Annotated in this window: 22 protein-coding genes and 1 pseudogene; 21 read left to right on the forward strand and 2 right to left on the reverse strand. The window is 42.8% G+C overall.

The window, feature by feature from the left end; translation table 11 throughout:
* Positions 1-186: 186 nt before the first annotated feature.
* Positions 187-4,428 carry a 2-hydroxyacyl-CoA dehydratase gene (locus EAI83_RS03935; RefSeq protein ID WP_129974641.1) on the forward strand — a complete coding sequence of 1,414 codons (4,242 nt, stop codon included), beginning with the start codon at positions 187-189 and terminating at the stop codon, positions 4,426-4,428.
* A gap of 135 nt (positions 4,429-4,563) precedes the next feature.
* Here the strand turns inward: EAI83_RS03935 and EAI83_RS03940 are convergent.
* Positions 4,564-4,794, reverse strand: a pseudogene (locus EAI83_RS03940) (manganese catalase family protein); the annotation flags it as partial.
* Between the two features lie 134 nt (positions 4,795-4,928).
* On the opposite strand from EAI83_RS03940, the gene EAI83_RS03945 reads away from it, so the two are divergent.
* The 20 genes from EAI83_RS03945 (at position 4,929) to EAI83_RS04045 (ending at position 24,334) form a co-directional block, all read left to right on the forward strand.
* Positions 4,929-7,982, forward strand: a complete 3,054-nt coding sequence (locus EAI83_RS03945; protein ID WP_129974642.1) for a VaFE repeat-containing surface-anchored protein — start codon at positions 4,929-4,931, stop codon at positions 7,980-7,982.
* A 177-nt stretch (positions 7,983-8,159) separates the two neighbouring features.
* On the forward strand, positions 8,160-8,483 hold the full coding sequence (locus EAI83_RS03950) for a YdcP family protein (protein ID WP_005423177.1): 324 nt from the start codon (positions 8,160-8,162) through the stop codon (positions 8,481-8,483).
* Between the two features lie 15 nt (positions 8,484-8,498).
* Positions 8,499-8,882 carry a YdcP family protein gene (locus EAI83_RS03955; RefSeq protein ID WP_129974643.1) on the forward strand — a complete coding sequence of 128 codons (384 nt, stop codon included), beginning with the start codon at positions 8,499-8,501 and terminating at the stop codon, positions 8,880-8,882.
* Positions 8,883-8,954: 72 nt separating this feature from the next.
* Positions 8,955-9,725 (forward strand): EFR1 family ferrodoxin, encoded by a 771-nt coding sequence (locus EAI83_RS03960; protein WP_129974644.1) that lies wholly within the window; start codon positions 8,955-8,957, stop codon positions 9,723-9,725.
* 68 nt (positions 9,726-9,793) lie between these two features.
* Positions 9,794-11,191 carry an FtsK/SpoIIIE domain-containing protein gene (locus EAI83_RS03965; RefSeq protein ID WP_129974645.1) on the forward strand — a complete coding sequence of 466 codons (1,398 nt, stop codon included), beginning with the start codon at positions 9,794-9,796 and terminating at the stop codon, positions 11,189-11,191.
* Between the two features lie 158 nt (positions 11,192-11,349).
* Entirely contained in the window at positions 11,350-12,582 is a 1,233-nt protein-coding gene (gene mobT / locus EAI83_RS03970) for a MobT family relaxase (protein ID WP_192926465.1), read from the forward strand.
* Positions 12,583-12,585: 3 nt separating this feature from the next.
* Positions 12,586-12,720 carry a DUF3789 domain-containing protein gene (locus tag EAI83_RS03975; RefSeq protein WP_005611092.1) on the forward strand — a complete coding sequence of 45 codons (135 nt, stop codon included), beginning with the start codon at positions 12,586-12,588 and terminating at the stop codon, positions 12,718-12,720.
* The gene (locus tag EAI83_RS03980; RefSeq protein ID WP_004844214.1) at positions 12,717-12,938 is read left to right on the forward strand and encodes a hypothetical protein; all 222 of its coding nucleotides are present in this window, start codon (positions 12,717-12,719) and stop codon (positions 12,936-12,938) included. The genes EAI83_RS03975 and EAI83_RS03980 overlap by 4 nt, the downstream gene beginning before the upstream one ends.
* A gap of 5 nt (positions 12,939-12,943) precedes the next feature.
* Positions 12,944-13,435, forward strand: coding sequence for an antirestriction protein ArdA (locus tag EAI83_RS03985; RefSeq protein WP_055158665.1), 492 nt, complete (start codon positions 12,944-12,946; stop codon positions 13,433-13,435).
* 15 nt (positions 13,436-13,450) lie between these two features.
* Positions 13,451-13,846 carry a hypothetical protein gene (locus EAI83_RS03990; RefSeq protein WP_005423189.1) on the forward strand — a complete coding sequence of 132 codons (396 nt, stop codon included), beginning with the start codon at positions 13,451-13,453 and terminating at the stop codon, positions 13,844-13,846.
* Between the two features lie 16 nt (positions 13,847-13,862).
* A complete protein-coding gene (locus EAI83_RS03995; RefSeq protein WP_055158666.1) occupies positions 13,863-14,366 on the forward strand; it encodes an antirestriction protein ArdA in 504 nt (167 codons plus the stop codon).
* 113 nt (positions 14,367-14,479) lie between these two features.
* Positions 14,480-14,869 carry a conjugal transfer protein gene (locus EAI83_RS04005; RefSeq protein WP_005611098.1) on the forward strand — a complete coding sequence of 130 codons (390 nt, stop codon included), beginning with the start codon at positions 14,480-14,482 and terminating at the stop codon, positions 14,867-14,869.
* The gene (locus tag EAI83_RS04010; protein WP_129974646.1) at positions 14,856-17,309 is read left to right on the forward strand and encodes an ATP-binding protein; all 2,454 of its coding nucleotides are present in this window, start codon (positions 14,856-14,858) and stop codon (positions 17,307-17,309) included. Before EAI83_RS04005 ends, EAI83_RS04010 begins: the two co-directional genes overlap by 14 nt.
* Positions 17,306-19,444 (forward strand): CD3337/EF1877 family mobilome membrane protein, encoded by a 2,139-nt coding sequence (locus EAI83_RS04015; RefSeq protein WP_129974647.1) that lies wholly within the window; start codon positions 17,306-17,308, stop codon positions 19,442-19,444. Before EAI83_RS04010 ends, EAI83_RS04015 begins: the two co-directional genes overlap by 4 nt.
* Positions 19,441-20,448 carry a bifunctional lytic transglycosylase/C40 family peptidase gene (locus tag EAI83_RS04020; protein WP_055158653.1) on the forward strand — a complete coding sequence of 336 codons (1,008 nt, stop codon included), beginning with the start codon at positions 19,441-19,443 and terminating at the stop codon, positions 20,446-20,448. Before EAI83_RS04015 ends, EAI83_RS04020 begins: the two co-directional genes overlap by 4 nt.
* 14 nt (positions 20,449-20,462) lie before the next feature.
* Positions 20,463-21,365 carry a conjugal transfer protein gene (locus EAI83_RS04025; protein ID WP_129974648.1) on the forward strand — a complete coding sequence of 301 codons (903 nt, stop codon included), beginning with the start codon at positions 20,463-20,465 and terminating at the stop codon, positions 21,363-21,365.
* Between the two features lie 216 nt (positions 21,366-21,581).
* On the forward strand, positions 21,582-22,256 hold the full coding sequence (locus EAI83_RS04030; protein WP_020994080.1) for a response regulator transcription factor: 675 nt from the start codon (positions 21,582-21,584) through the stop codon (positions 22,254-22,256).
* On the forward strand, positions 22,244-23,578 hold the full coding sequence (locus EAI83_RS04035; RefSeq protein WP_129974649.1) for a HAMP domain-containing sensor histidine kinase: 1,335 nt from the start codon (positions 22,244-22,246) through the stop codon (positions 23,576-23,578). The genes EAI83_RS04030 and EAI83_RS04035 overlap by 13 nt, the downstream gene beginning before the upstream one ends.
* A gap of 50 nt (positions 23,579-23,628) precedes the next feature.
* Entirely contained in the window at positions 23,629-24,141 is a 513-nt protein-coding gene (locus tag EAI83_RS04040) for a membrane lipoprotein lipid attachment site-containing protein (RefSeq protein ID WP_006857576.1), read from the forward strand.
* 19 nt (positions 24,142-24,160) lie between these two features.
* Complete coding sequence (locus EAI83_RS04045) at positions 24,161-24,334, forward strand: cysteine-rich KTR domain-containing protein (protein ID WP_129974650.1); 174 nt, start codon at positions 24,161-24,163, stop codon at positions 24,332-24,334.
* 108 nt (positions 24,335-24,442) lie between these two features.
* Here EAI83_RS04045 and EAI83_RS04050 read toward each other — a convergent pair whose 3' ends face one another.
* Complete coding sequence (locus EAI83_RS04050) at positions 24,443-24,799, reverse strand: helix-turn-helix domain-containing protein (RefSeq protein ID WP_006857575.1); 357 nt, start codon at positions 24,797-24,799, stop codon at positions 24,443-24,445.
* Positions 24,800-25,317: the final 518 nt, after the last annotated feature.

Below are 25,317 nucleotides of genomic sequence, written 5' to 3' on the forward strand. Positions count from 1 at the left end.
ACACATTTTTTTCTTTACGGCTACTGATTGTTAAACTTTTACATTGCCATTTTTTAAACGATATCGTATAATATAGAATATTCGCTTAAAAATCCTTTATAATAAGAAGAAACAACTCCCATCTGACAGAAATGTCAGAGTCGGGCAACCCCTGTATAGATACAACGAGGAGGAAATCAATTTTTTATGAAGAAACACACACTTGGAATTGACATTGGTTCCACCACTGTTAAGATTGCGATCTTAGACGAAAACGATACGCTTGTCTTCTCCGACTATGAGAGACATTTTGCAAATATCCAGGAAACCCTTGCAGATCTTCTTCAGAAAGCTGAGGATCAGCTTGGTGAACTGACACTCTGTCCGGTCATTACAGGTTCCGGCGGACTGACACTTGCCAATCATCTGGAAGTACCTTTTGTACAGGAGGTTATCGCCGTATCCACTTCCCTACAGAAGCTGGCACCAAAGACGGATGTTGCTATCGAGCTTGGAGGCGAGGATGCCAAGATCATCTATTTCGAAAACGGAAATGTAGAGCAGCGTATGAATGGCATCTGTGCCGGCGGTACCGGTTCCTTCATTGACCAGATGGCATCTCTGCTCCAGACCGATGCACCAGGTCTTAATGAATACGCCAAACATTACAAGGCACTTTATCCCATTGCGGCACGTTGCGGTGTTTTCGCAAAAACAGATATCCAGCCACTGATCAACGACGGAGCAACTAAGGAAGACCTTTCTGCCTCCATTTTCCAGGCAGTTGTCAACCAGACCATTTCTGGTCTTGCCTGCGGTAAACCGATCCGCGGACACGTTGCCTTCCTTGGCGGGCCTCTTCACTTCCTTTCTGAGCTGAAGACTGCTTTTATCCGAACCCTGAAGCTGGATGATGAACATATTATCGCACCAGACAACTCTCATCTGTTCGCAGCCATCGGCTCCGCCCTGAATGCAAAGCAGGATGTTACCGTTTCCCTGACTGAACTGAAGGAACGCATGCGGACCACCATCAAGCTGGATTTTGAGGTAGAACGTATGGAGCCGCTTTTTGCCACAGAGGACGACTACCAGGCTTTCCATGACCGTCAGAGTGCCTACAGGGTAAAAACCGGAGATCTTTCCACCTATAAGGGAAAATGCTTCCTGGGGATCGACGCCGGTTCTACCACAACAAAAACCGCGCTGGTAAGCGAAGACGGAACTCTTCTTTATTCCTTCTACAGCAGTAACAACGGAAACCCGCTGAAAACCACCATCAACTCCATCAAGGAGATTTACAGCCTTCTTCCGGAAGATGCAGAAATTGCTTTTTCCTGCTCCACCGGTTACGGCGAAGCCCTGATCAAAGCGGCACTTCTTCTTGACGAAGGTGAAGTCGAAACCGTTTCCCATTATTACGCAGCTGCTTTCTTTGATCCTGAAGTAGACTGCATCCTGGATATCGGCGGTCAGGATATGAAATGTATCAAGATCCGTAACCAGACTGTTGACAGTGTACAGCTCAACGAAGCATGTTCCTCAGGCTGCGGTTCCTTTATCGAAACCTTTGCAAAATCTCTGAACTACACAGTACAGGACTTTGCAAAAGCAGCTCTTTTTGCAAAACATCCCATTGATCTTGGAACACGCTGTACTGTATTTATGAATTCCAAAGTTAAGCAGGCCCAGAAGGAAGGCGCTGAGGTTTCCGATATCTCCGCTGGTCTTGCCTACTCCGTTATCAAAAACGCCCTCTACAAGGTTATCAAGGTTTCCGATGCTTCCGAGCTTGGCAAGCACATCGTTGTACAGGGTGGTACCTTCTATAATGACGCAGTTCTCCGCAGCTTTGAGAAGATTGCCAACTGCCAGGCCATCCGCCCGGATATCGCCGGGATCATGGGTGCTTTCGGTGCTGCTCTAATCGCAAGGGAGCGCTATCAGGAGGGTGAAAAAACCTCCATGCTTTCCATCGATCAGATCAACAGCCTCCAGTACACCACCTCCATGGCAAACTGCCGCGGATGTACCAACAACTGCCGTCTGACCATCAACAAATTCTCCGGCGGCCGTAAATACATCAGCGGAAACCGCTGTGAGCGCGGACTTGGAAAAGAAAAGAACAAGGATCATATCCCAAACCTTTTCGATTACAAATATAAGAGGCTCTTTTCCTATGAACCACTTTCCGCAGATAAGGCTACCCGTGGACAGGTTGGTATCCCACGTGTTCTGAATATGTTTGAGAATTACCCGTTCTGGTATACCTTCTTTACAGAGCTGAAATACCAGGTGGTGCTTTCTCCTACTTCCACACGTAAGATCTACGAGCTGGGTATTGAGTCCATCCCAAGTGAATCCGAATGCTACCCGGCCAAGCTTGCTCACGGACATGTCACATGGCTGATCCGTAACGGTGTGAAGTTTATCTTCTACCCATGCATCCCTTACGAACGCAACGAGTTCCCGGATGCGGTCAACCATTATAACTGCCCGATCGTTACTTCCTATGCGGAAAATATCAAGAACAATGTGGACGAGCTCAGTGATCCATCCATCACCTTCCGCAACCCGTTCCTGGCATTTACTTCCGAGGATATCCTGACAAACCGCCTTGTGGAAGAATTCCAGGATATTCCTGCTGCCGAGGTCAAAGCTGCTGCCCATAAGGCCTGGGAAGAACTTGCAGCCGTACATATGGATATCCAGAAAAAGGGTGAAGAAACCCTGCAGTACCTGAAAGAAACCGGCCGCCGCGGAATCGTTCTTGCAGGCCGTCCATACCATATTGATCCGGAAATCCACCACGGTATCCCGGATATGATCAACAGCTACGGAATCGCCGTATTTACCGAAGACTCCGTTGCACACCTTGGACATCTGGAGCGTCCCATCCGTGTCAACGACCAGTGGATGTATCACTCCCGTCTCTACTCTGCCGCAAATTTTGTAAAAACAAGAGAGGATCTGGATTTGATCCAGCTGAATTCCTTCGGATGCGGACTTGATGCCGTTACCACCGATGAGGTTTATGAGATCCTGGATGGAAGTGACAAGATCTACACCTGCCTGAAGATCGATGAGGTCAACAACCTGGGTGCGGCAAGGATCCGTATCCGTTCCCTGATCGCTGCTATCCGTGCAAAACAGGCACAGAATAAAAAAAGGAACATCAAGCCGGCTTCCATTGAGAAGATATCCTTTACCAAGCAGATGCGTAAGGAGTACACCATTCTCTGCCCGCAGATGTCTCCATTCCACTTCGGAATCTTTGAGGCTGCTTTTAAAGCATCCGGCTATAACCTGGAAGTCCTCCCCAACGACAACAAGCATGCTGTTGATGTGGGCCTTAAATATGTAAACAACGATGCCTGCTATCCGTCCCTGATGGTTGTGGGACAGATCATGGATGCTCTTCTTTCCGGCAAATATGACCTGAACAAAACTGCAGTCATCATGTCTCAGACAGGCGGCGGCTGCCGTGCCTCCAACTATATCGCATTCATCCGCCGTGCTCTGAAAAAAGCCGGCATGGAACAGATTCCGGTTATCTCCCTCAACTTAAGCGGACTGGAGAGCAACCCTGGCTTTAAGCTGACACTGCCGCTGATCAAGCGTATCGTTTACGGTGCCGTATTCGGTGATATCCTGATGAAATGCGTATATCGCATGCGTCCTTACGAGCTGGAAAAGGGTATCGTAAACCGCAAGCACAAAATCTGGGAGCAGCGCGTCATTGCCTTCGTAACAGGCAGCAGCGTCAGCCATGGTACCTTCAAAAAAATGTGCCGTGAGATGGTCCATGATTTTGATACGATCCCGATCTCCGATGAGAAAAAGCCTCGCGTTGGTATCGTAGGTGAGATCCTTGTCAAGTTCCTGCCTGCTGCCAACAACCACCTGGCAGATCTTCTGGAGGCAGAAGGGGCAGAACCGGTTGTTCCGGATCTTATCGACTTTATCTGCTACTGCTTCTACAACCAGAATTTCAAGGTTGAAAAGCTTGGATTCAAGAAATCCAAGGCAACCATCGCAAATCTTGGTCTCAGAGCCATCGACTGGCTGAGAAAAACAGCAAATGAGGCTCTGGAGCAGAGCCGCCACTTTACACCGGCCGCAGATATCCGTGATCTTGCAAAAATGGCTGCGCCCATCGTTTCTGCCGGAAATCAGACCGGTGAAGGATGGTTCCTGACCGGAGAGATGATGGAACTCATCCATGGCGGTGTCCCGAACATCGTCTGCATCCAGCCTTTTGGATGCCTGCCGAACCACATCGTAGGAAAAGGTGTCATCAAGGAAGTTCGCCGTGAGCATCCGGAAGCCAACATTGTTGCCATCGACTACGATCCAGGTGCCAGCGAAGTAAATCAGCTGAACAGGATCAAACTTATGCTTTCCACAGCACAGAAGAATCTGCATAAAGACGATAAAAAAGACGCATAACAAGAAATGTAGGTTACAAACATCTTTTTCCAAGAAAACAAATTCAAAGCTGCACAGCCGCAGGATTCCTGCCGGCTGTGCAGCTCTTTTTATTTCAGATATGATTCCTGTCAGACAGATTTTTTCTCTGATCCATCACTCTTCACAGGAGGCTTTGCACGGAGCATCAAAGCTCGGGTTAAAGGCATAGAAATTTTTGGCATCCAGCTGCTCCTGCACAGAACGCAATGCTTCACCGAAACGCTGGAAATGAACCACCTCTCTTGCCCGAAGGAAACGGATGGGATCTGCAACCTCCGGGATATTTTTCACCACCCGGAGGATATTATCGTAGGTGGAGCGTGCCTTCTGTTCTGGGGCGACTTCGTAAGAACAACATTACACAATATAATATGAAGATAAAACAAGCTATCCTACATAGTTCCAGTGTTTTCGATATTTAGGCGTTCAGAAATGAGCGTCTATTTTTTTACCCAAAATCGAAAGGAGAAAGAGAAAATATGAATAAGCTAGTAAAGCGATTGCTGACAGGGACGCTTGCTTTTGCAACCATTCTCACGGCATTACCAGTGACGGCGGTTCACGCTTCCGGCAATCAATACTGGACAGAATCAGCAGAACGTGTCGGCTACATTGAACACGTTATGAATGATGGTTCTATCAAATCTACATTCAATGAGGGACACATGAAAGTTGAGGGCGAAACTGCCTACTGCGTGGATATCAACACCAGTTTTAAGAATGGATATAAAACACGTTCTGACGCAAGCTCCCGTATGAGTAGCGATCAGATTGCGGACGTTGCTCTTTCCTTAGAGTACGTCAAGCAATATACCGCTTCTCATACGAACTTGAATTACAAACAGGGATACTTGCTGGAACAGTGTGTTGTCTGGCAGAGGTTGAGTGAACAGCTCGGCTGGCAGTGCGATAACGTCAGAGCTTCCTATAATGAAATCTCACAGGCAGTACAGAATGAAGTTTACGCTGGTGCGAAAGCATTTGTGAAAGCAAATAAGGGACGCTATGAATGTGGCGGTTACATTTATACTGGCGAAGGACAGGACATCGGACAGTTCTGGGCGAAGTTAAATGTAGGAAATGCAAAGGTCAAAAAGACTTCTTCCAATCCAACGGTCACAGATGGCAATGCCAACTATTCCTTTGAGGGTGCGACATTTGGTGTCTATTCTGATAAGGGCTGTAACAGCCAGCTTGCCACACTTACTGCCGATGGAAACGGCGATACCAAAGAAGTTGAGGTAAAAGTCGGAACAGTTTACATCAAAGAACTTTCCGCACCAAAAGGTTACAAGCTGGATTCTACTGTCCATGCCTTAAATGTGGAAGTTGGAAAAACAGCGACATTAACTGTTGCTGACACTCCAAAGGTCACAGAGACTTTGATTGATTTATTCAAAATTGACATGGAAACAGGAAAATCTACTCCACAGGGAACTGCTTCTTTAGAGGGTGCAGAGTTCACATGGAGCTATTATGACGGATACTACAATGCAGATAATCTACCTGCAAAAGCTACCCGTACATGGACAACCAAAACCGTTGCCGAAAAAGACAGTGACGGAACTATCCATTATGTATCCAGACTTGCCGACAGCTACAAAGTATCCGGCGACAGCTTCTATACACAGGACGGTAAAAATGTACTGCCACTTGGTACACTCACTGTCACAGAAACAAAAGCACCAAACGGCTACTTATTAGATGGTGCATATATGCAGGCTGACGGAAGTTCTGAACAGATTAAGGGGACGTACCTTACACAGATTTCCGAAGATGGCGAACTTACCATACTTTCTGGAAGTAACCAGTATTCCGTATCTGACAAGGTTATCCGTGGCGGTGTAAAAATCCAGAAACGTGACCTTGAAACAAAGGATACCAAAGCACAGGGAAGTGCGACCTTACAGTACACAGAATTTAATATCATTTCCTTAAATAACAGTCCTGTACTGGTAGAGGGAAAATTATACAACAAGAATGAAACTGTCAAGAAGATTCAGACAGGCATTGATGGAATTGCTTCTACTTCTGCTGACTTGCTCCCTTACGGAAATTACAGATTAGAAGAAAGCAAAGCACCAGAGGGCTACTTAACAGATGGTGCAAAGACAATCGACTTTTCTATCACGGAAGATGGAAAAATCGTGGATTTGACCGACAAATCCCACTCTGTCTACAACCAGATTAAGCGTGGCGATATTGAGGGTGTAAAAATCGGTGCAGGTACACACAAACGCCTTGCAGGTGTTCCATTCAGAATTACAAGCAAGACAACAGGAGAATCCCATATTGTAGTTACTGACAAAAACGGTCAGTTCTCCACTGCTTCAAGCTGGGCTTCCCACAAGGTCAATACCAATGCCGGAAAATCCAGTGAGGACGGTGTATGGTTTGGGACATCTGAACCAGACGACAGCAAAGGTGCATTACTCTATGATACCTATGTGATTGAGGAATTAAAGTGTGATTCCAACGCCGGATTTAAGCTGATTCCAGCTTTTGAGGTGGTCGTATCCAGAAATAAAGTGACCGTAGATTTAGGGACACTTACTGATGAATACGAAAAAGAAATCACAATCCATACCACAGCGACCGACAAGAAAACAGGCGAAAAAATGATTGTTGCCGGAAAGGACATCAAGATCGTGGACAAAGTCACACTTGATGGCTTGGAAGCTGGAACAAAATATAAACTTTCCGGCTGGCAGATGTTAAAGGAAGAAAACGCCGAACTTCTGATTGACGGGAAACGTGTAGACAGTAATTATACTTTCACTGCTGACAGTGAAAAAATGACGGTTGAGATTACTTACAGTTTTGACGGTTCAGCTCTTGGCGGTCAGAACCTTGTTACTTTTGAGGAATTGTACGATATAAGCAATCCGAAAGAGCCTGTCAAGGTTGCCGAACATAAAGACATCAACGATGATGGACAGACTGTTCTTATCACAGAACGTATCATCAAAATCCATACGACCGCTACGGACAAGAACGGCAAGAAAGAAATCGAAGCCGGAAAAGATGTAACGATTGTGGATAAAGTCACATTAGATGGGCTGGAAGTTGGAACAAAATACAAACTTTCCGGCTGGCAGATGTTAAAAGAGGAAAATGCAGAACTTCTGATTGATGGAAAGAAAGTATCCAATGATTATGAGTTTACAGCCGACAATGAAAAAATGACAGTTGAGATTGCATTTACTTTTGATGGTTCTTCTCTTGGTGGTAAGAGCCTTGTCACATTTGAGGAATTATACGATATGACCAATCCAGACGAACCAAAGAAAGTGACAGAACATAAGGACATCACAGACGATGGACAGACTGTGACAATCAAGGAAGTGCCGGAAGTCCCAGACACACCAAAGGATACCGACACGCCGGATACACCATCTATGGTTACTAAGACAAGTGACAGCCCAAAAACAGGCGACAATACCAATATCTATGCTTATCTTGCCATGCTCGGTCTTTCCTGCGTAGGGCTTGGCGGTATGCTTTACTTCAAACGCCGTAAAAAGAAATCATAAGGCGGTAATGTAGCGGTTGGTAGAGCGTTCAAGGTCGCCACCCTTTTTGCAACTTCACGCTCCCGTGAAGCTCTGATTTACGGGAGCGTGAAGTCCACTAGGGGCGTGGGGAGTGTAGCTCCCCACAAAGTACAGCAGGAAAGAAAATAAAACAGAAAGAAAAGAGGTCAATCATTTATGGAATTAAGATTTGTCGTACCAAACATGGAAAAGACATTCGGGAACTTGGAGTTTGCCGGAGAAAATACTACGGAACAGCAGAGAATCAACGGGCGTATGGCTGTCATTACCAGAAGCTACAACCTGTATTCCGATGTGCAGAGAGCTGATGATGTTGTCGTTGTGCTTCCTGCCAAAGCTGGTGAAAAACATTTTTCGCCGGAACAGAAAGTAAAACTTATCAACCCACGAATCACTACCGATGGTTATAAAATCGGGGAACGTGGATTTGTCAATTATATCCTGCTTGCAGACGATATGTTACCAGCAGAAAGTAAATAAGGGGGTATTCAGATTATGAGATTAGCAAATGGAATCGTCATTGATAAAGAAAAGACTTTTGGAGTGTTGAAGTTCTCCGCATTACGCCGTGAGGTTCATGTACAGAATGAAGATGGAACGGTCAGTGAAGAAATTAAGGAACGTACCTACGATTTGAAGTGCAACACACAGGGACGCATGATACAGGTATCCGTTCCGGCGACTGTTCCGTTAAAGGACTATGACTACAACGCCGAAGTGGAACTTATCAACCCTGTTGCAGATACGGTAGCCAATGCGAATTACCGTGGTGCAGATGTGGACTGGTATGTAAAGGCAGACGATATTGTTTTGAAGAATAAAGGTACTCATGCCGGAAATTCACAGAACAATGCTCCACAGCAACCGCAAAAAAAATAATGCTATCTATTGAAACATTTTTAGTATAGCGGTAAAATCCTGTATAAAAGTTAAAAGAAAGAGGTAATTTACTTGATTTTATATTTTTCCAGCACAGGGAACTCAAAATTTGTAGCAGAAATATTAAAGATGGATTTGCAGGACACTGCTGTATCCCTCAATCATATATTTAAAAATAATTTAAAACTGGAATTTTATACAGAAACTCCATATGTTATCGTATGTCCAATATATGCATGGAGGCTTCCACGAAAAATTGAAACATTCTTAAAGAAAGCTCATTTTAATGGTAGTCAAAGCATCTATATTGTTGCTACTATGGGGGATTCTTATGGGTTAGCAGACCAATATTGTAAAAAAATCTTTCTAAAACGGAAAATGGATTATAAAGGTTTTGCTGGAATTCTTATGCCTGATAACTATATGGTTTCTAACAAAATGCTTTCTAAAAATGAAGCTATTTCCAACATACAGTCTAATCTGCCATATTTGCATGAAATTTCAAAGCATATTCTGAATAGAAGTGAATTGGAAATGAAATTATCTTCTAAAAAAAATGCTTGGCTGTTATCAAGTATTGCGAATTGGGGATTTAATACATTTATGCGTAACAGTCGTTCGTTTAAAGTTGATAATACTACATGTATACAATGCCAAAAATGTGTACGAGTATGTCCAACGAATAATATTTGTATGAAAAATGGAAGAATCCATTTTAAAAATGAATGTATGTTTTGCTTGGGTTGCATACATAATTGTCCAGTTCACGCTATTGATTATAAAGGAAAGCTCAAAGCAAATGGTTATTATCTGTGTCCACCTTTAACGGATTTATTAAAATAATTTTTACAATCAAAGCAGTTAGTCTACATGATTAACTGCTTCTCTTATGTCCGAAGAAAGGAGTTTATATGAACATATGGAAAAAATCTAAAGGTAACAGGATTCGTGCCAGCGACAAATCACTGCTCTATCATTTCTGTATTGGCTGGCTGTTGCTCCTGTTCGTTGCGGTGTTCCTGTTACTGAATCTGCGACAGCTTCTTGTTACAGACTGGAAAGATTTTAACCTGCTCCATGCCGGAATTACTTGGACTGCCTACAATTCCATTACGGTTCTGATAGCGACTGGTGTTTGTGCATTGGTCGCTTTTCTCTACTACCGTTACGGATATGACCGTATCAAGCGGTTGCTACACAGACAAAAACTGGCTCGTATGGTGCTGGAAAATAAATGGTATGAAGCGGAAAATACCAAAGACAGCGGTTTTTTCACTGACCTGCAAAGCAGATCAAGAGAAAAAATCGTGTGGTTTCCCAAAATCTACTATCAGATGGACAACGGCTTGCTCCATATCCGCTGTGAAATCACAATGGGAAAATATCAAGAACAGCTCCTGTCCTTAGAGGATAAATTGGAATCGGGGCTGTACTGTGAGCTGACCGACAAGACACTGCATGACGGCTATATCGAATACACCCTGCTCTATGATATGATAGCGAACCGTATTTCGATTGATGAAGTGATTGCCGAAAACGGCGGTCTGCGGTTAATGAAAAATCTGGTGTGGGAATACGATTCACTTCCCCATGCCCTTATCTGCGGTGGTACAGGTGGTGGAAAGACCTATTTTCTTCTGACCATCATTGAAGCATTGCTTAGAACCAATGCGGATTTATACATTCTTGACCCGAAGAACGCTGACCTTGCAGACTTGGGAACGGTCATGGGAAATGTCTACCACACGAAAGACGATATGATTGACTGCGTCAATGCCTTTTATGAGGGTATGGTCACACGCTCGGAAGAAATGAAACTGCACCCGAACTACCGCACAGGGGAAAACTATGCCTATCTGGGGCTTGCTCCACAGTTCCTTATCTTTGATGAATATGTGGCGTTCTTGGAAATGCTCACGACAAAGGAAAGTACTGCACTGTTAAGCCAGCTAAAGAAAATAGTCATGCTTGGCAGACAGGCTGGATACTTTCTGATTGTGGCTTGCCAGCGTCCAGACGCAAAGTATTTCGGGGACGGTATCAGAGATAACTTTAACTTCCGTGTAGGACTTGGTCGCATGAGTGAACTCGGTTACGGTATGCTCTTTGGAAGTGATGTGAAAAAACAGTTTTTCCAGAAGCGAATCAAAGGGCGTGGATACTGTGATGTGGGAACAAGCGTTATATCGGAATTTTATACTCCACTTGTACCCAAAGGATATGATTTCTTAGGTACGATTGGAAAACTTACACACATAAGGCAGGACGGACAGGTGGCGTGCGGAGCGAAAGCCACAGGTACGGACTAGCCTTGCTGGTGTGGCGGTAGCCACGCCAGCATATATCAAGCCCCTCGGTATCTAACAGAGGGGCACAAATCACAAGGAAACATACACAAAAGTTACCGATTCTTGGCTGAAATCAAGCGTTTGGTAGCTTTTTTTACTGCTGTGACATCGGATAAAAAATGTCACAGTTTTTTCGTAAAGGGGGTATCGCACTGAATGATACAGAGTTGATACAGGATTTTGCAGACAGACGTTTGCAGTACGGTGTATCCCAGACGAAACTTGCGGTCATGGCTGGAATCAGCCGTGAACATTTAAGCCGTATTGAATCCGGCAAGGTGGCGGTCACAGAAGAAATGAAAGTGAAACTTTTGGAAGCTCTGGAAAAATTCAACCCAGAAGCACCGCTTACCATGCTGTTTGATTATGTGAGGATACGGTTTCCGACACTGGATATTGGACACATCATTAAGGACATCTTACAGCTCAATATCCAGTACATGATACATGAGGACTTCGGGCATTACAGCTACACGGAACACTACTACATCGGAGATATTTTCGTATACACTTCTCCCGATGAAGAAAAAGGTGTTCTGCTGGAACTGAAAGGAAAAGGCTGTCGCCAGTTTGAAAGTTATCTGCTGGCACAGGAACGGAGCTGGTACGACTTCCTTATGGACGCTCTGGTGGACGGCGGTGTGATGAAACGCCTTGACCTTGCCATCAATGACCATACAGGAATGTTGGATATTCCAGAACTGACCGAAAAATGCCGGAATGAGGAATGTGTATCGGTGTTCCGTTCCTTTAAGTCCTATGCTTCCGGAGAACTGGTTAAGCATGAGGAACAGGACAAGGCTGGTATGGGTTATACGCTTTATATTGGCTCGCTAAAAAGTGAGGTGTACTTCTGTGTCTATGAAAAAAGCTATGAACAGTACATCAAACTGGGGATTCCCATTGAGGAAGCACCGATAAAAAACAGATTTGAAATACGGTTGAAAAATGAACGTGCTTATTATGCTGTCCGTGACCTGCTGACCTACTATGACGCTGAACGGACGGCATTTTCTATTATCAACCGTTATGTACGCTTTGTGGATAAGGAAGCAGACAAGAAACGGAGCGACTGGAAATTATCTGTCCGCTGGGCGTGGTTCATCGGGGAAAACAGAGAGCCGTTAAAGCTCACGACCAAACCCGAACCCTACACACTGGACAGAACCCTACGCTGGATTCAACGGCAGGTTGACCCGACACTCAAAATGCTGGAAACAATCACAGCGAAAACAGGGATTGATTATCTGAAAGAAATCCGTAAATCCACGAAACTGACGGAAAAGCACTACAAGATAATCGAACAACAGACCACATCAACCGAAGATGTGATTTTAGAAAAGGAGAATTGAAAAATGCAACGATTATTATTTGACTTCCTGTTCTTCTCTTTAGGGGGAACAGTTGGCGTGATTGCCATGTGTATTTTACAGGCTGGCAGACAGTCTGACAGAAAAATGATGGAACTGAAAGGAGAAAAGAAAGCATGAATTTTGGACAGAACCTTTATAACTGGTTTTTAAGCAACGCACAGAGCCTTGTGCTGATGGCGATTGTAGTTATCGGTATCTACTTGGGATTCAAGCGTGAGTTTTCCAAACTTATCGGATTCTTGGTAGTTGCCTTAGTAGCCGTTGGTCTTGTATTCAATGCGTCCGGCGTAAAAGACGTATTGTTACAGTTATTTAATAAGATTATTGGAGCGTAAAGCCTATGGAAGAATGTAGCGTATTGATTGAAACGACTAAATTAGCAGAGGATAAAACCTCTCGCTGGTTTGATTTACCTATTGATTATGAACTGTTCCGTGACCTGCTCGGGGTGGAAGCTGACAGTAAAGATTATCAAATCACAGATATGAAACTTCCTTTTGCTGGCGACATTGTAAGGACAACATCTGTCAGACGGTTAAACAAACTGTACTTTACTTACACGGATTTATCGCCAGAAGTTCAGCAGGCATACAAAGAGTTGATTCCCTATTGTGGCGGTGTAGAGGATTTATTGCAGAAATCCGAAGAATTTCTGTTTTATCCAGAGTGCCACAACATCATGGACGTTGCCCGTTACCGCTTGGAGCATAACATTGAATTTTCTGCTCTCTCCGAAAAGGGAAAGAAATATTTTAATCTGGAAGCCTACGCCCATGAACTGGAAGAAAAAGGACGTTATGCCCTCTGCAATAATGGAATGTTCAAACTTTGACAGGTGGTATTGCTTATGGCAGAAATGAAAGTATTTGTTATCAATCTTGATGAACAGGAAAAAGATACAGGCTGTGCATGGTTTACACTTCCCTGCAACATAGAAACATTAAAACAATCCATTGGCTTACCGCCGGACAGTGACCGTTATCTTATCAGTGATTATGATTTCCCTTTTGAAATCCTGCAAGATACAGACCTTGACCTGTTAAACAATATCTGCCTTGCGATTTCGGAGTGTGAAATTCCACCCGAAGATATACCTTTAATTCAAAGAGAATGGTTTTCAAACCTGCAAGAGCTGGAAGCCGGACTTTGCAATGTTACATACCATCGGAACTGGTCAGGTATAGAAGAAACATCGGAACATTTCTTGTGTGTGCATGGCAGATTTTATGAATACAATGAGTGAAAGGAAGTGACCTCTTATGATTGATGATATGCAAGTCTATATAGCCAATCTTGGCAAGTACAATGAGGGAGAACTGGTCGGGGACTGGTTCTCTTTTCCATTGGACGAAGAAGTGATTGCAGAACGTATTGGCTTAAATGCGGAGTACGAAGAATACGCAATCCATGATACGGACAACTTACCGATGGAGATTAGCGAATACACTTCCATTGATGAACTGAACCGTATCTATGAGCAGTTGGAAGAATTACCAGATTACCTGCTGGACGACTTGGACAGTTTTATATCCTGCTATGGAAGTCTGGAAGAACTGGTGGAGCATAAGGACGACATCATTCTGTATTCCGGCTGTGAAACGATGACCGATGTAGCCTACTATCTGATTGATGAAGTACAGGCACTCGGAGAAATCCCGTCCTCTTTACAGAACTATATTGACTATGAAGCCTACGGGCGTGACCTCGATATAGAGGGGACATTTATTGCAACGAACGCTGGTATCTGTGAGGTACTGCGTTAAGGGCTGGCAGATCAGCACCAACTACTGGTGCTACTGTCAGCTTTTTTCTTGGGACAGTCTGGGAAATCTGGCTGTCCCTGTTGTTATGAAAATGAAGAAAGGAGTATTTACAAGTGAAGAAAATCCGAAGTTATACAAGTATCTGGAACGTGGAAAAGGTACTGTATGCCATCAATGATGTAAACCTGCCATTCCCCGTGACCTTTACCCAGATTACATGGTTCGTGCTGACGGAATTTATCATCATTCTGTTTGCAGATGTACCGCCACTTTCCATGATTGAGGGTGCGTTTTTGAAATATTTCGGGATTCCCGTTGCCCTTACATGGTTTATGTCACAGAAAACCTTTGACGGGAAAAAGCCATACAGTTACATCAAGACGATGGTGCTGTATGCTCTGCGTCCCAAAGTGACTTATGCCGGAAAAGCCGTGAACCTGCATAAGCAGAAATTTGAGGAAACTATCACGGCAGTAAGGAGTGTGACCTATGTTCCCGATTAAATATATCGACAATAACCTTGTCTGGAATAAGGACAATGAGGTGTTCGCCTACTATGAGCTGATATCGTACAATTATTCATTCTTATCCCCAGAACAGAAATACCTTGTGCATGACAGCTTCCGTCAGCTTATCGCACAGTCCCGTGAGGGAAAGATTCATGCGTTGCAGATTGCAACTGAAAGTTCAATCCGAAGCATACAGGAACAGTCAAAGAAGCTGGTCACTGGAAAGCTCTGTGAGGTAGCAATCCAAAAGATAGACGACCAGACCGAAGCCCTTGTATCCATGATAGGCGACAATCAAGTAGATTACCGTTTCTTTCTGGGATTCAAGCTCATGGTCACAGAGGACGAAGTCAATCTGAAGAACTTCAAAAAATCGGTATTTCTGACATTCCGTGAGTTTTTGAATGAGGTAAGGCATACGCTGATGAACGACTTTGTTTCTATGAGCAATGATGAAATCAACCGTTATGTGAAGATGGAGAAATTACTGGAAAACAAAATCTCCCGTAGGTTCAAAATCCGCCGACTGGAAGCCAAAGACTTTGCGTATCTGATGGAACACCTCTACGGCAGGGACGGGATAGCTTATGAAGATTATGTGTATCCTCTGCCAAAAAGAAAATTAAAAAGAGAAACACTGATTAAGTATTATGACCTTATCCGTCCTACCCGTTGTGTGGTGGAAGAAAGCCAGCGATATTTGCGTCTGGAACATGAGGACAGCGAAAGCTATGTATCCTACTTTACGGTCAATGCCATTGTCGGGGAGCTGGACTTCCCATCATCGGAAATCTTTTATTTCCAGCAACAGCAGTTCACATTCCCTGTGGATACGTCTATGAATGTTGAGATTGTCGGGAATAAGAAAGCCTTAACCACTGTCCGTAACAAGAAAAAGGAATTAAAGGACTTGGATAATCACGCCTATCAAGCCGGAAACGAAACAAGTTCAAATGTGGTGGAAGCCTTGGACAGTGTCGATGAACTGGAAACAGATTTAGACCAGAGCAAGGAAAGTATGTACAAGTTAAGTTACGTCATACGGGTATCTGCACCCGATCTTGACGAACTGAAACGCCGTTGTGATGAAGTCAAGGACTTTTACGATGATTTGAATGTGAAGCTGGTTCGCCCTGCCGGAGATATGATGGGACTGCATGGAGAATTTCTTCCAGCCAGCAAGCGTTATATCAATGATTATATCCAGTATGTGAAATCCGATTTTTTAGCCGGACTTGGCTTCGGTGCTACCCAGATGTTGGGCGAAAATACAGGAATCTATATCGGATATTCCGTGGATACGGGAAGAAATGTCTATCTGCAACCGTCCCTTGCCAGTCAAGGGGTAAAAGGTACGGTCACAAATGCGTTGGCTTCTGCTTTTGTAGGTTCGCTTGGCGGTGGAAAATCATTCTGTAATAACCTGCTAGTATATTATTCCGTCCTGTTCGGTGGACAGGCAGTTATCCTAGACCCGAAAAGTGAGCGTGGGAACTGGAAAGAAACACTGCCGGAGATTGCAGAGGAAATCAACATTGTAAACATTACCAGTGATTCCAGCAATCAAGGGCTGTTAGACCCGTATGTGATTATGAAAGATGTCAAGGACGCTGAAAGTCTTGCCATTGATATTCTGACGTTCCTTACAGGTATCAGCAGTCGTGATGGAGAAAAGTTTCCTGTCCTTAGAAAAGCTGTCCGCACGGTATCCCAGAATCAGAACCACGGGCTGTTGCAGGTCATTGAGGAACTGCGGAAAGAGGATACCGCCGTATCCCGTAACATTGCAGACCATATCGAAAGTTTTACTGACTATGATTTTGCACAGCTCCTGTTCTCGGATGGTTCGGTGGAAAATGCAATCAGTCTGGATAACCAGCTCAACATCATACAGGTTGCAGATTTGGTTCTGCCGGATAAGGATACCACCTTTGAGGAATACACGACCATTGAGCTGTTGTCGGTATCCATCTTAATTGTTATCAGTACCTTTGCCCTTGACTTTATTCACAGTGACCGAAGTATTTTTAAAATTGTAGACTTGGACGAAGCATGGGCGTTCTTAAATGTGGCACAGGGCGAAACACTCTCAAATAAACTGGTGCGTGCTGGTAGAGCCATGAACGCCGGAGTCTATTTCGTGACACAATCCTCTGGGGACGTATCGAAAGAAAGTCTGAAAAATAACATCGGCTTAAAGTTTGCGTTCCGCTCCACAGATACTAATGAAATCAAACAGACCTTAGAGTTTTTCGGGCTGGACAGTGAGGACGAAAACAACCAGAAACGGTTGAGGGATTTGGAGAACGGACAATGCTTAATGCAGGATTTATACGGACGTGTCGGTGTGGTACAGATACACCCTGTCTTTGTAGAACTGCTCCATGCCTTTGATACCAGACCGCCGATAAAAAGTGAGGTGGATTTGGAATGATGAAATCTGTCACAAAAGAAAAGGTATTCCATGTACTGAAACTGGTTCTGCTTGCCGTGACCGTTACACTGGTACTGTTGTCCCTGCTTGGGACGGTAGCTCATGCGTCTGGACTGGTCGATGATACGGTCAATGCAGACAACCTGTATTCAAAGTATCCGCTTTCCAACTATCAGCTTGATTTCTATGTGGACAATAGCTGGTCATGGCTTCCGTGGAACTGGCTGGACGGCATTGGAAAATCAGTGCAGTACGGGCTTTACTGTATCACAAATTTTGTCTGGACAATCAGCCTGTATCTTAGCAATGCCACAGGATATGTGGTGCAACAGGCGTATAAGCTGGACTTCATCAATGACATGGCAGACAGTATCGGGAAAAGTATCCAGACACTTGCCGGAGTGACCGAACATGGATTTTCCAGCAGTGGATTCTATGTGGGATTCCTGCTCATTATCATTCTGATTGTAGGTGTTTATACCGCCTATACAGGGCTTCTCAAAAGGGAAACCAGCAAGGCACTTCACGCTGTTATCAACTTTGTGGTGGTGTTCATTGTGTCTGCGTCCTTTATTGCTTATGCTCCCAATTATATCCAGAAAATCAATGATTTCAGTTCGGACATCAGCACCGCTTCTCTGGACTTGGGGACAAAAATCATGCTCCCCGATTCACAAAGCAAAGGCAAGGACAGCGTAGACCTTATCCGTGACAGCCTTTTTGCGATACAGGTAGAAAAACCGTGGCTGTTGTTGCAGTTCGGGAACAGCGATACCGAAGAAATCGGGACTGACCGTGTGGAAGCTCTGGTATCTGCCAGTCCGTCAGACGAAGATGGGGAAACAAGGGAAAAGGTTGTCAAAACAGAGATTGAGGATAACGACAATGACAATCTTACCATTCCACAGGTCGTAAACCGTCTTGGCATGGTGTTCTTCCTGCTCATTTTCAATCTCGGTATCACAATCTTTATCTTCCTGCTTACTGGCATGATGTTGTTTTCCCAGATACTCTTTATCATATATGCCATATTTTTACCTGTCAGTTTTTTACTGTCCATGATACCGACCTATGAGAACATGGCGAAACAGGCAGTTGTCCGTGTGTTCAATGCCATTATGACAAGAGCCGGAATCACACTGATTGTGACCGTGGCATTTTCAATTTCCAGTATGTTTTACAACATTTCCACAGACTATCCGTTCTTCATGGTGGCATTTTTGCAGATAATCTGTTTTGCCGGAATCTACATGAAGCTCGGAGAACTAATGAGTATGTTCAGCCTGAATGCTAATGACAGTCAGCAGATAGGTCGCCGGATTTTCCGTAGACCGATGGTGTTCATGCGACATCGGGCAAGACGTATGGAACACAGGATTGCAAGGGCTGTCGGTGCTGGAAGTGTTGCAGGTGCGGTGGCTGGTGCAAGTGTTGCCAGAGCCGGAAAGCCAGCAACGAACCAACCGCCAAAGAAACGGGAAAATACTTCTGCCAGCATGGGAAGCCGTGTCGGTTCTGCTGTCGGTGCTGTGATGGATACGAAAAATAAAGTCCGTGACAGTGCTTCTTCTCTGAAAGAAAATGTGAAAGACTTGCCGACACAGGCTGGTTATGCTGTCCACTCTGCCAAACAAAAAGCAAAGGATAACGTATCTGACTTTAAGCGTGGCGTTGTGGAAGAACGGGAAAACCGACAGGAACAGCGTACACAGAAACGTAACCTGCACAGGGAAAATATCTCACAGAAAAAGCAGGAATTACAGAAAGCACAGGAAGCAAGGCAGACAATTCATGCGAATGGATCAGCGACAGCCGGAGCTACCAGAAGCCATAAACGCCCTGTTGCCACACCTGTTCCAAAAACAGCACAGACCGATACGGTCATAAAGCCGGATATGAAGCGTCCTGCTACTTCCCCTGTGATAAAAAATGCAGAAATCAAGGCTGGAAAAGAAACTGTCCGAACCAACATCAGACAGGAACAGCAGGTCAAATCGGTTGCCAGAACGAACCAGCCAAACGTAGCGGAAACTATCAGTAATCATAAGAAATCTACGGTACAGAAAACACAGGTCAATGGGAAATCTGCCCGTAAAACTGTTACGAAACATTCAGAGAAAGGACGGAAAAAATGAGATTAAAGCGTATCCTTATCATAGGTACGATATTTCCTGTCCTTTTCTCCATCGTTCTCTTTTTCGGGATATTGATTTCCGGCGAAGATGACGACAATTCAAACAGCTATTCGCCTGTTTATTCTGGCATGAACCTGTCAGCCGATGTCCTCAAACATCAGCCGATGGTAGAAAAATACGCCAGAGAAAACGGTATTTCGGAGTATGTAAACGTCCTGCTTGCCATCATACAGGTGGAAAGTGGCGGTACGGCTACCGATGTCATGCAGTCCAGTGAAAGTCTGGGGTTACCGCCGAACTCATTAAGTACAGAGGAATCTATCAAGCAGGGGTGTAAATATTTTGCGTCCCTGCTTTCTTCCTGTAAAGGGAAAGGTATGACAGACATTAACGTGGTCATTCAGTCTTATAACTATGGCGGTGGCTATGCTGACTATGTGGCGAAGAATGGGAAAAAGCACAGTTTCAATCTTGCAGAGAATTTCGCAAGAAACAAATCTGGCGGTACAAAAGTGACCTATACCAATCCGATAGCTGTCAGTAAAAATGGGGGCTGGCGTTATAACTACGGAAATATGTTTTATGTGGAGCTGGTCAACCAATATCTGACCGTGAAGCAGTTCAGCAACGAAACGGTACAGGCGGTTATGAATGAAGCATTGAAATATCAAGGTTGGAAATATGTCTATGGTGGCAGTAATCCGAACACCTCTTTTGACTGTTCTGGTCTTACCCAGTGGTGCTACGGAAAAGCCGGAATCAGCCTGCCACGAACTGCACAGGCACAGTATGACGCAACCCAGCATATCCCATTGTCACAGGCACAGGCTGGCGATTTGGTCTTTTTCCATTCCACTTATAATACCAGTGACTATGTTACCCATGTAGGAATCTATGTGGGAAACAATCAGATGTATCATGCCGGAAATCCAATCGGCTATACCGATTTGACCTCTGCCTACTGGCAACAGCACATCATTTGTGCCGGAAGAATCAAACAATAGAAAGGACTTGAAATATGTTTAAGAAAAAAGAAAAAACAGAGAAAGCACCTAAGAATAAGAAAGTGCGTACCATGAAAGTCGGGACACATAAGAAATCTGTCCTGCTGTTGTGGGCGGTGCTTCTGGCAAGCACCAGCTTTGGTGTGTATAAGAACTTTACCGCCATTGACACCCACACGGTACATGAAAAAGAAATCATTCAGCTAAGATTGAACGATACCAACGGTATTGAGAATTTTGTCAAGAACTTTGCGAAAGCCTATTATTCATGGGATACCAGCAAGGAAGCCATTGAAGCAAGGACAGCGGAAATCAGTAAATACCTTACCAAAGAATTGCAGGACTTGAACGCCGATACCATCAGAACGGATATCCCAACCAGTGCGACCGTTACAAATGTGCTGGTCTGGAATGTAAAGCAGTCTGGAACGGACGATTTTACCGTTGCCTACGAAGTAGATCAGCAGGTAAAAGAGGGCGAACAGACACAGGCAGTCACAAAAAACTATACTGTGACCGTTCATGTGGATAAGGACGGTGCAATGGTCATTACCCAGAATCCTACCCTTGCTCCGGCAATGCAGAAATCAAAGTATGAGCCGAAAGTACAGGAAGCCGATGTCAGTGTCAGCTCCGACACAGTCAAGGACGCTACCGCTTTCTTGGAAACATTCTTTAAGCTCTATCCAACAGCTACGGAAAAAGAACTTGCCTATTATGTCAAAGACGGCGTGCTTGCTCCTGTATCCGGCGATTATGTATTTTCAGAACTGGTAAATCCTGTCTTTACCAAAGATGGCGATAACCTCAAGGTCAGTGTGTCTGTGAAGTATCTGGATAACAAGTCGAAAATGACGCAAATCTCACAGTATGAGCTTGTGTTACATAAGGACGATAACTGGAAGATTGTAGAATAAATAATCAAGGCTTGCGTCATAAACCGTATAGTATGCTCCGCAAGCCTCATTTCGGTATGATTTGCAAGCTGATTAATATAGTTGTTACATTTCGTTTAAGAGATTATAATAATTAAAACAGCTAAAATCTATCAATTTTTAACAGTAGTATGTGGACATAGTTGATAAAAAATTGCTTTTTCAATGATAAGATATATTTCTAAGGAGGAACGAGATATGGCACAGAGCATTTTGATTGTAGACGACGAAAGAGATATTGTATCAATGCTAAATCAATATTTTTGCAAAATTGGTTATGTAGTATACACAGCAATTAACGGAAAAGAAGCACTGAATGCAATCACAAAACATCCAGATATTATTTTATTAGATATAAATATGCCAGATATGAATGGTTTTACAATTTGTGAAAAAATCAGGAATTTTGTGTCCTGTCCTATTATTTTTTTAACAGCTCGGATTGAGGACTGTGATAAAATCAAAGGATTTGCTGTCGGTGGTGACGACTATGTTGTAAAGCCTTTCTCCGTTGATGAATTAGAAGCCAGAGTTGCTGCACATTTGCGGAGAGAAAAAAGACATGGTTCGTCCGCAATAGTTCAGTTCGATAATAATATAGTAATTGATTATTCATCACGAGTTGTTTTTTATAGAAATGCTGAAATAAATTTTACGAAGAAAGAGTTTGATATTATTGAATTTCTTTCACAAAACAAGGGGATTATTTTTGATCGTGAGACAATTTATGAAAAAGTATGGGGCTTAGATGGTTCTGGCGACAATTCTGTTATTACAGAACATATACGCCGGATAAGAACAAAATTCCTTTCTATAGGCGACAATCCTTATATAGAAACTGTCTGGGGGTGCGGATATAAATGGAAAAAGTAAGGCGAAAAAATTCAAGGCATTATATTGACAACATGAGTATTAAAAATTCGTTTGTTTTTTATGCTCTTATTTCCTTAGTGATTGGTATTGTAATAGGTGTTATATCTATTACTCTTGTAGATGATTACAGAATAAACCTTAACTATAAATATGAGGACATGACAACAAGGTATGATATACCTGAAAATGGTTCATTTACAGCGAAATATAACAAAGACCAAACAGAATACACAATATATAATGCAAGTGAAAAGGAAGTATGTAATTTTGTTGTAGACTATCAAAAGGAACGTCCAGTACAAGAATATATTTATCCTAATCATGTTTCTTACATTGAAGTTTCACCAAAGTTTACTAAACATGATAGAATTGTGGATTCTGCTCTAGGTGTGGTTAATATTGTCACCATTCCTATTGTTCTTTCAATTAGCATGATTCTTTGTGTGACTATCTTTGTAAACCGAAAATTAGTAAGACCCATAAAGTTACTGACGAATGCATACAGAAAAGTCGAAAACAACGAACTGGATTTTACGTTGCCTTACCCTTATAAAGACGAGATGGGGAGGCTGTGTCTTGCATTTGAGAAGATGAAAAATTGTTTATATCAAAACAACCAAAAAATGATACGGCAATTTACTGAACAAAGGAGATTAAATGCTGCTTTTTCACATGATTTACGCACGCCTTTAACAATACTAAAAGGACATACCACAATGTTGTTATCATTTATTCCCAAAGGATTAGTTTCTCAACAGGAGGTACTCGACGAATTATCAACAGTACGCAACAATGTGGAACGGCTTGAAAAATACGTTAGTGCTATGACAAACTTATACCGTTTAGAAGATATAGAAATCGAAAAAGAAAACATAAACTTTGACTTCTTATTAAAAACCTTATCAAATACAACGGAAATGCTCTGTTCTGATATAGAATATACGATTAAAACAAATTGTAATAAACAGCAAACTCTATTTATCAATCTTGAAATTATCATACAAATTTATGAAAACCTGTTGTCTAATAGCATTAGATATGCTAAGTCGATGATAGCTATTGATATAAATAAACAGGAGGAATTTTTATTGATTACGGTCTCTGACGATGGCTGTGGTTTCAAAAGTACGGATATAGAACGTGTAACATTACCATTTTATAAAACATCGCAAGATACTACGTCTGAACATCTAGGTCTGGGATTAAACATTTGTAAAATATTATGTGAAAGGCATGGAGGTACAATAAAAATTTCAAATAATCATAAGGGGGGAGCCTGTGTTACAGCTTGTATAAAAATTGCATATGTTGATGAAAAATAGACATTTTCCCCATATAATTGCATTAAGCACTTATAAAGGAGGTTTCGATTATGAAAAAAATTATCTGTATTATTTTAATAACTGTCACAAGCATTTTGTCCGGGTGCAATTCAACATCAGATGAAGAAATAATATCATCACAGGATTTCAAAGAGAATTATGAGGTTTCGTCCTATGGAACTGAGGAAAAAATTAATACTTTATCAGATGTTGAGCTTACATCAAGTGAAAAAGAGTATTCTGACTTAGAAAACGCAAAATTTTTTTTAGAAAATAACTCCAACAAAGAGTATCATTATTCTAAAGCCTATTTTGAAATTGAAGCGGAGCAATCAGAAACATGGTATCAATTAACTCAACTTTATGACCCATCAAAAGATAACGAAGATGATGCAGTTATAAATCCCACCGAAAGATTAAGTTTACCATTTGATATTTCCTCGGTTTATGGCGAACTCCCATCAGGGCACTATAGAATAATAGTAAGTATTTCTTATTTCGAATCCCCTAAAGATTGGGATTATGACACTTATTATTTGGCATGTGAATTTACATTAAAATAGTATATCAGAAAGGAAACAAATGGGAATAGCAAAATGGATATACTGTCCTATATGCAAGAATAAAACAAGAACAAAAATCAGAACGGATACTAAGTTGATAAATTTTCCACTGTATTGTCCAAAATGCAAACAGGAAAACCTAATTAATGCCAGCAAATTAAAAATAACAGTAATCAAAGAGCCAGACACTTAGATGCAGAGCCGATAATTCAGAGGATTTCATATCTCATAGATTATCGGCTCATTTTTATTACCTATCACCATATCCCGTATGATTGGCAGGCAAATAAAAATGGAGGAACTAATCTTCCCCCACTTCCTTTGATTTGATGATACCAGCAGCGACGCTCTCCATGACAACCATATCTTTGTCGTCGAAAGTATCAAGCTGTTGTTCCAACTGTCTGCGGCGAGTGCTTTTTACTTTGTCACTGGTCGGCAGGAAAATTTCATCAACAGACACATTAAGTAGAGTTACAAGGTCATAAAACACCTGTAAACTTGGGTGCTGCCCTTTATTCTCAATATTCGTCAGATAGCGTGGGTCAATTTCAATTTTTGCTCCCACCTGTTCACGGGTCAGACCTTGTTTCATCCTTGCCGCTTTGATGGCAAGACCAAAGGCTCTGAAATCGTATTTATCTTCTGTTTTACGCATAATTAATCACCTCACTACATTTTACTGTTCCTAAAGAATTTGTAACAGGTACAGTAAAACGTATTGCAAGGTTTATCAGTTCCTATGAACAGGTAAATAACAATATATGCTGCTTGGCGGTAAAAAAAAACCGTTGTCAGCAGTAATGCTTTTATACGTCCTTTTAGATAGAACGACGGTTCATACAGCCGCCGTTTTATTTTTGTCCAACGGTGGACAAACTACTGGTTGGTTTTGTTTTAGCGGCTTCAGGAGGTAGCCGCATGGAATGCCTATACATTCAACAACATTCGACCATTGGTAGCTTGTTAAAAAAATCCGTTTAACTTTTGCGGATTATATCGCTCTTGTATATGGTTTTTCACATCACATAGCAGGAACAATTTATAAGGCACAAGAACAGCACGTCAGTATTGCTCTTGTGCTTTTTTGCTACTTTAAAAAATTTTTTGATTTTTTTCTGATTCGGGTTACAAATCACCCCTCCGTGTTGAGTGTTAGTGCGGAAAGAGGTAAAA

This window comes from Blautia sp. aa_0143, assembly GCF_004167315.1.
Classification (GTDB): Bacteria; Bacillota; Clostridia; order Lachnospirales; family Lachnospiraceae; genus Blautia_A; species Blautia_A fusiformis.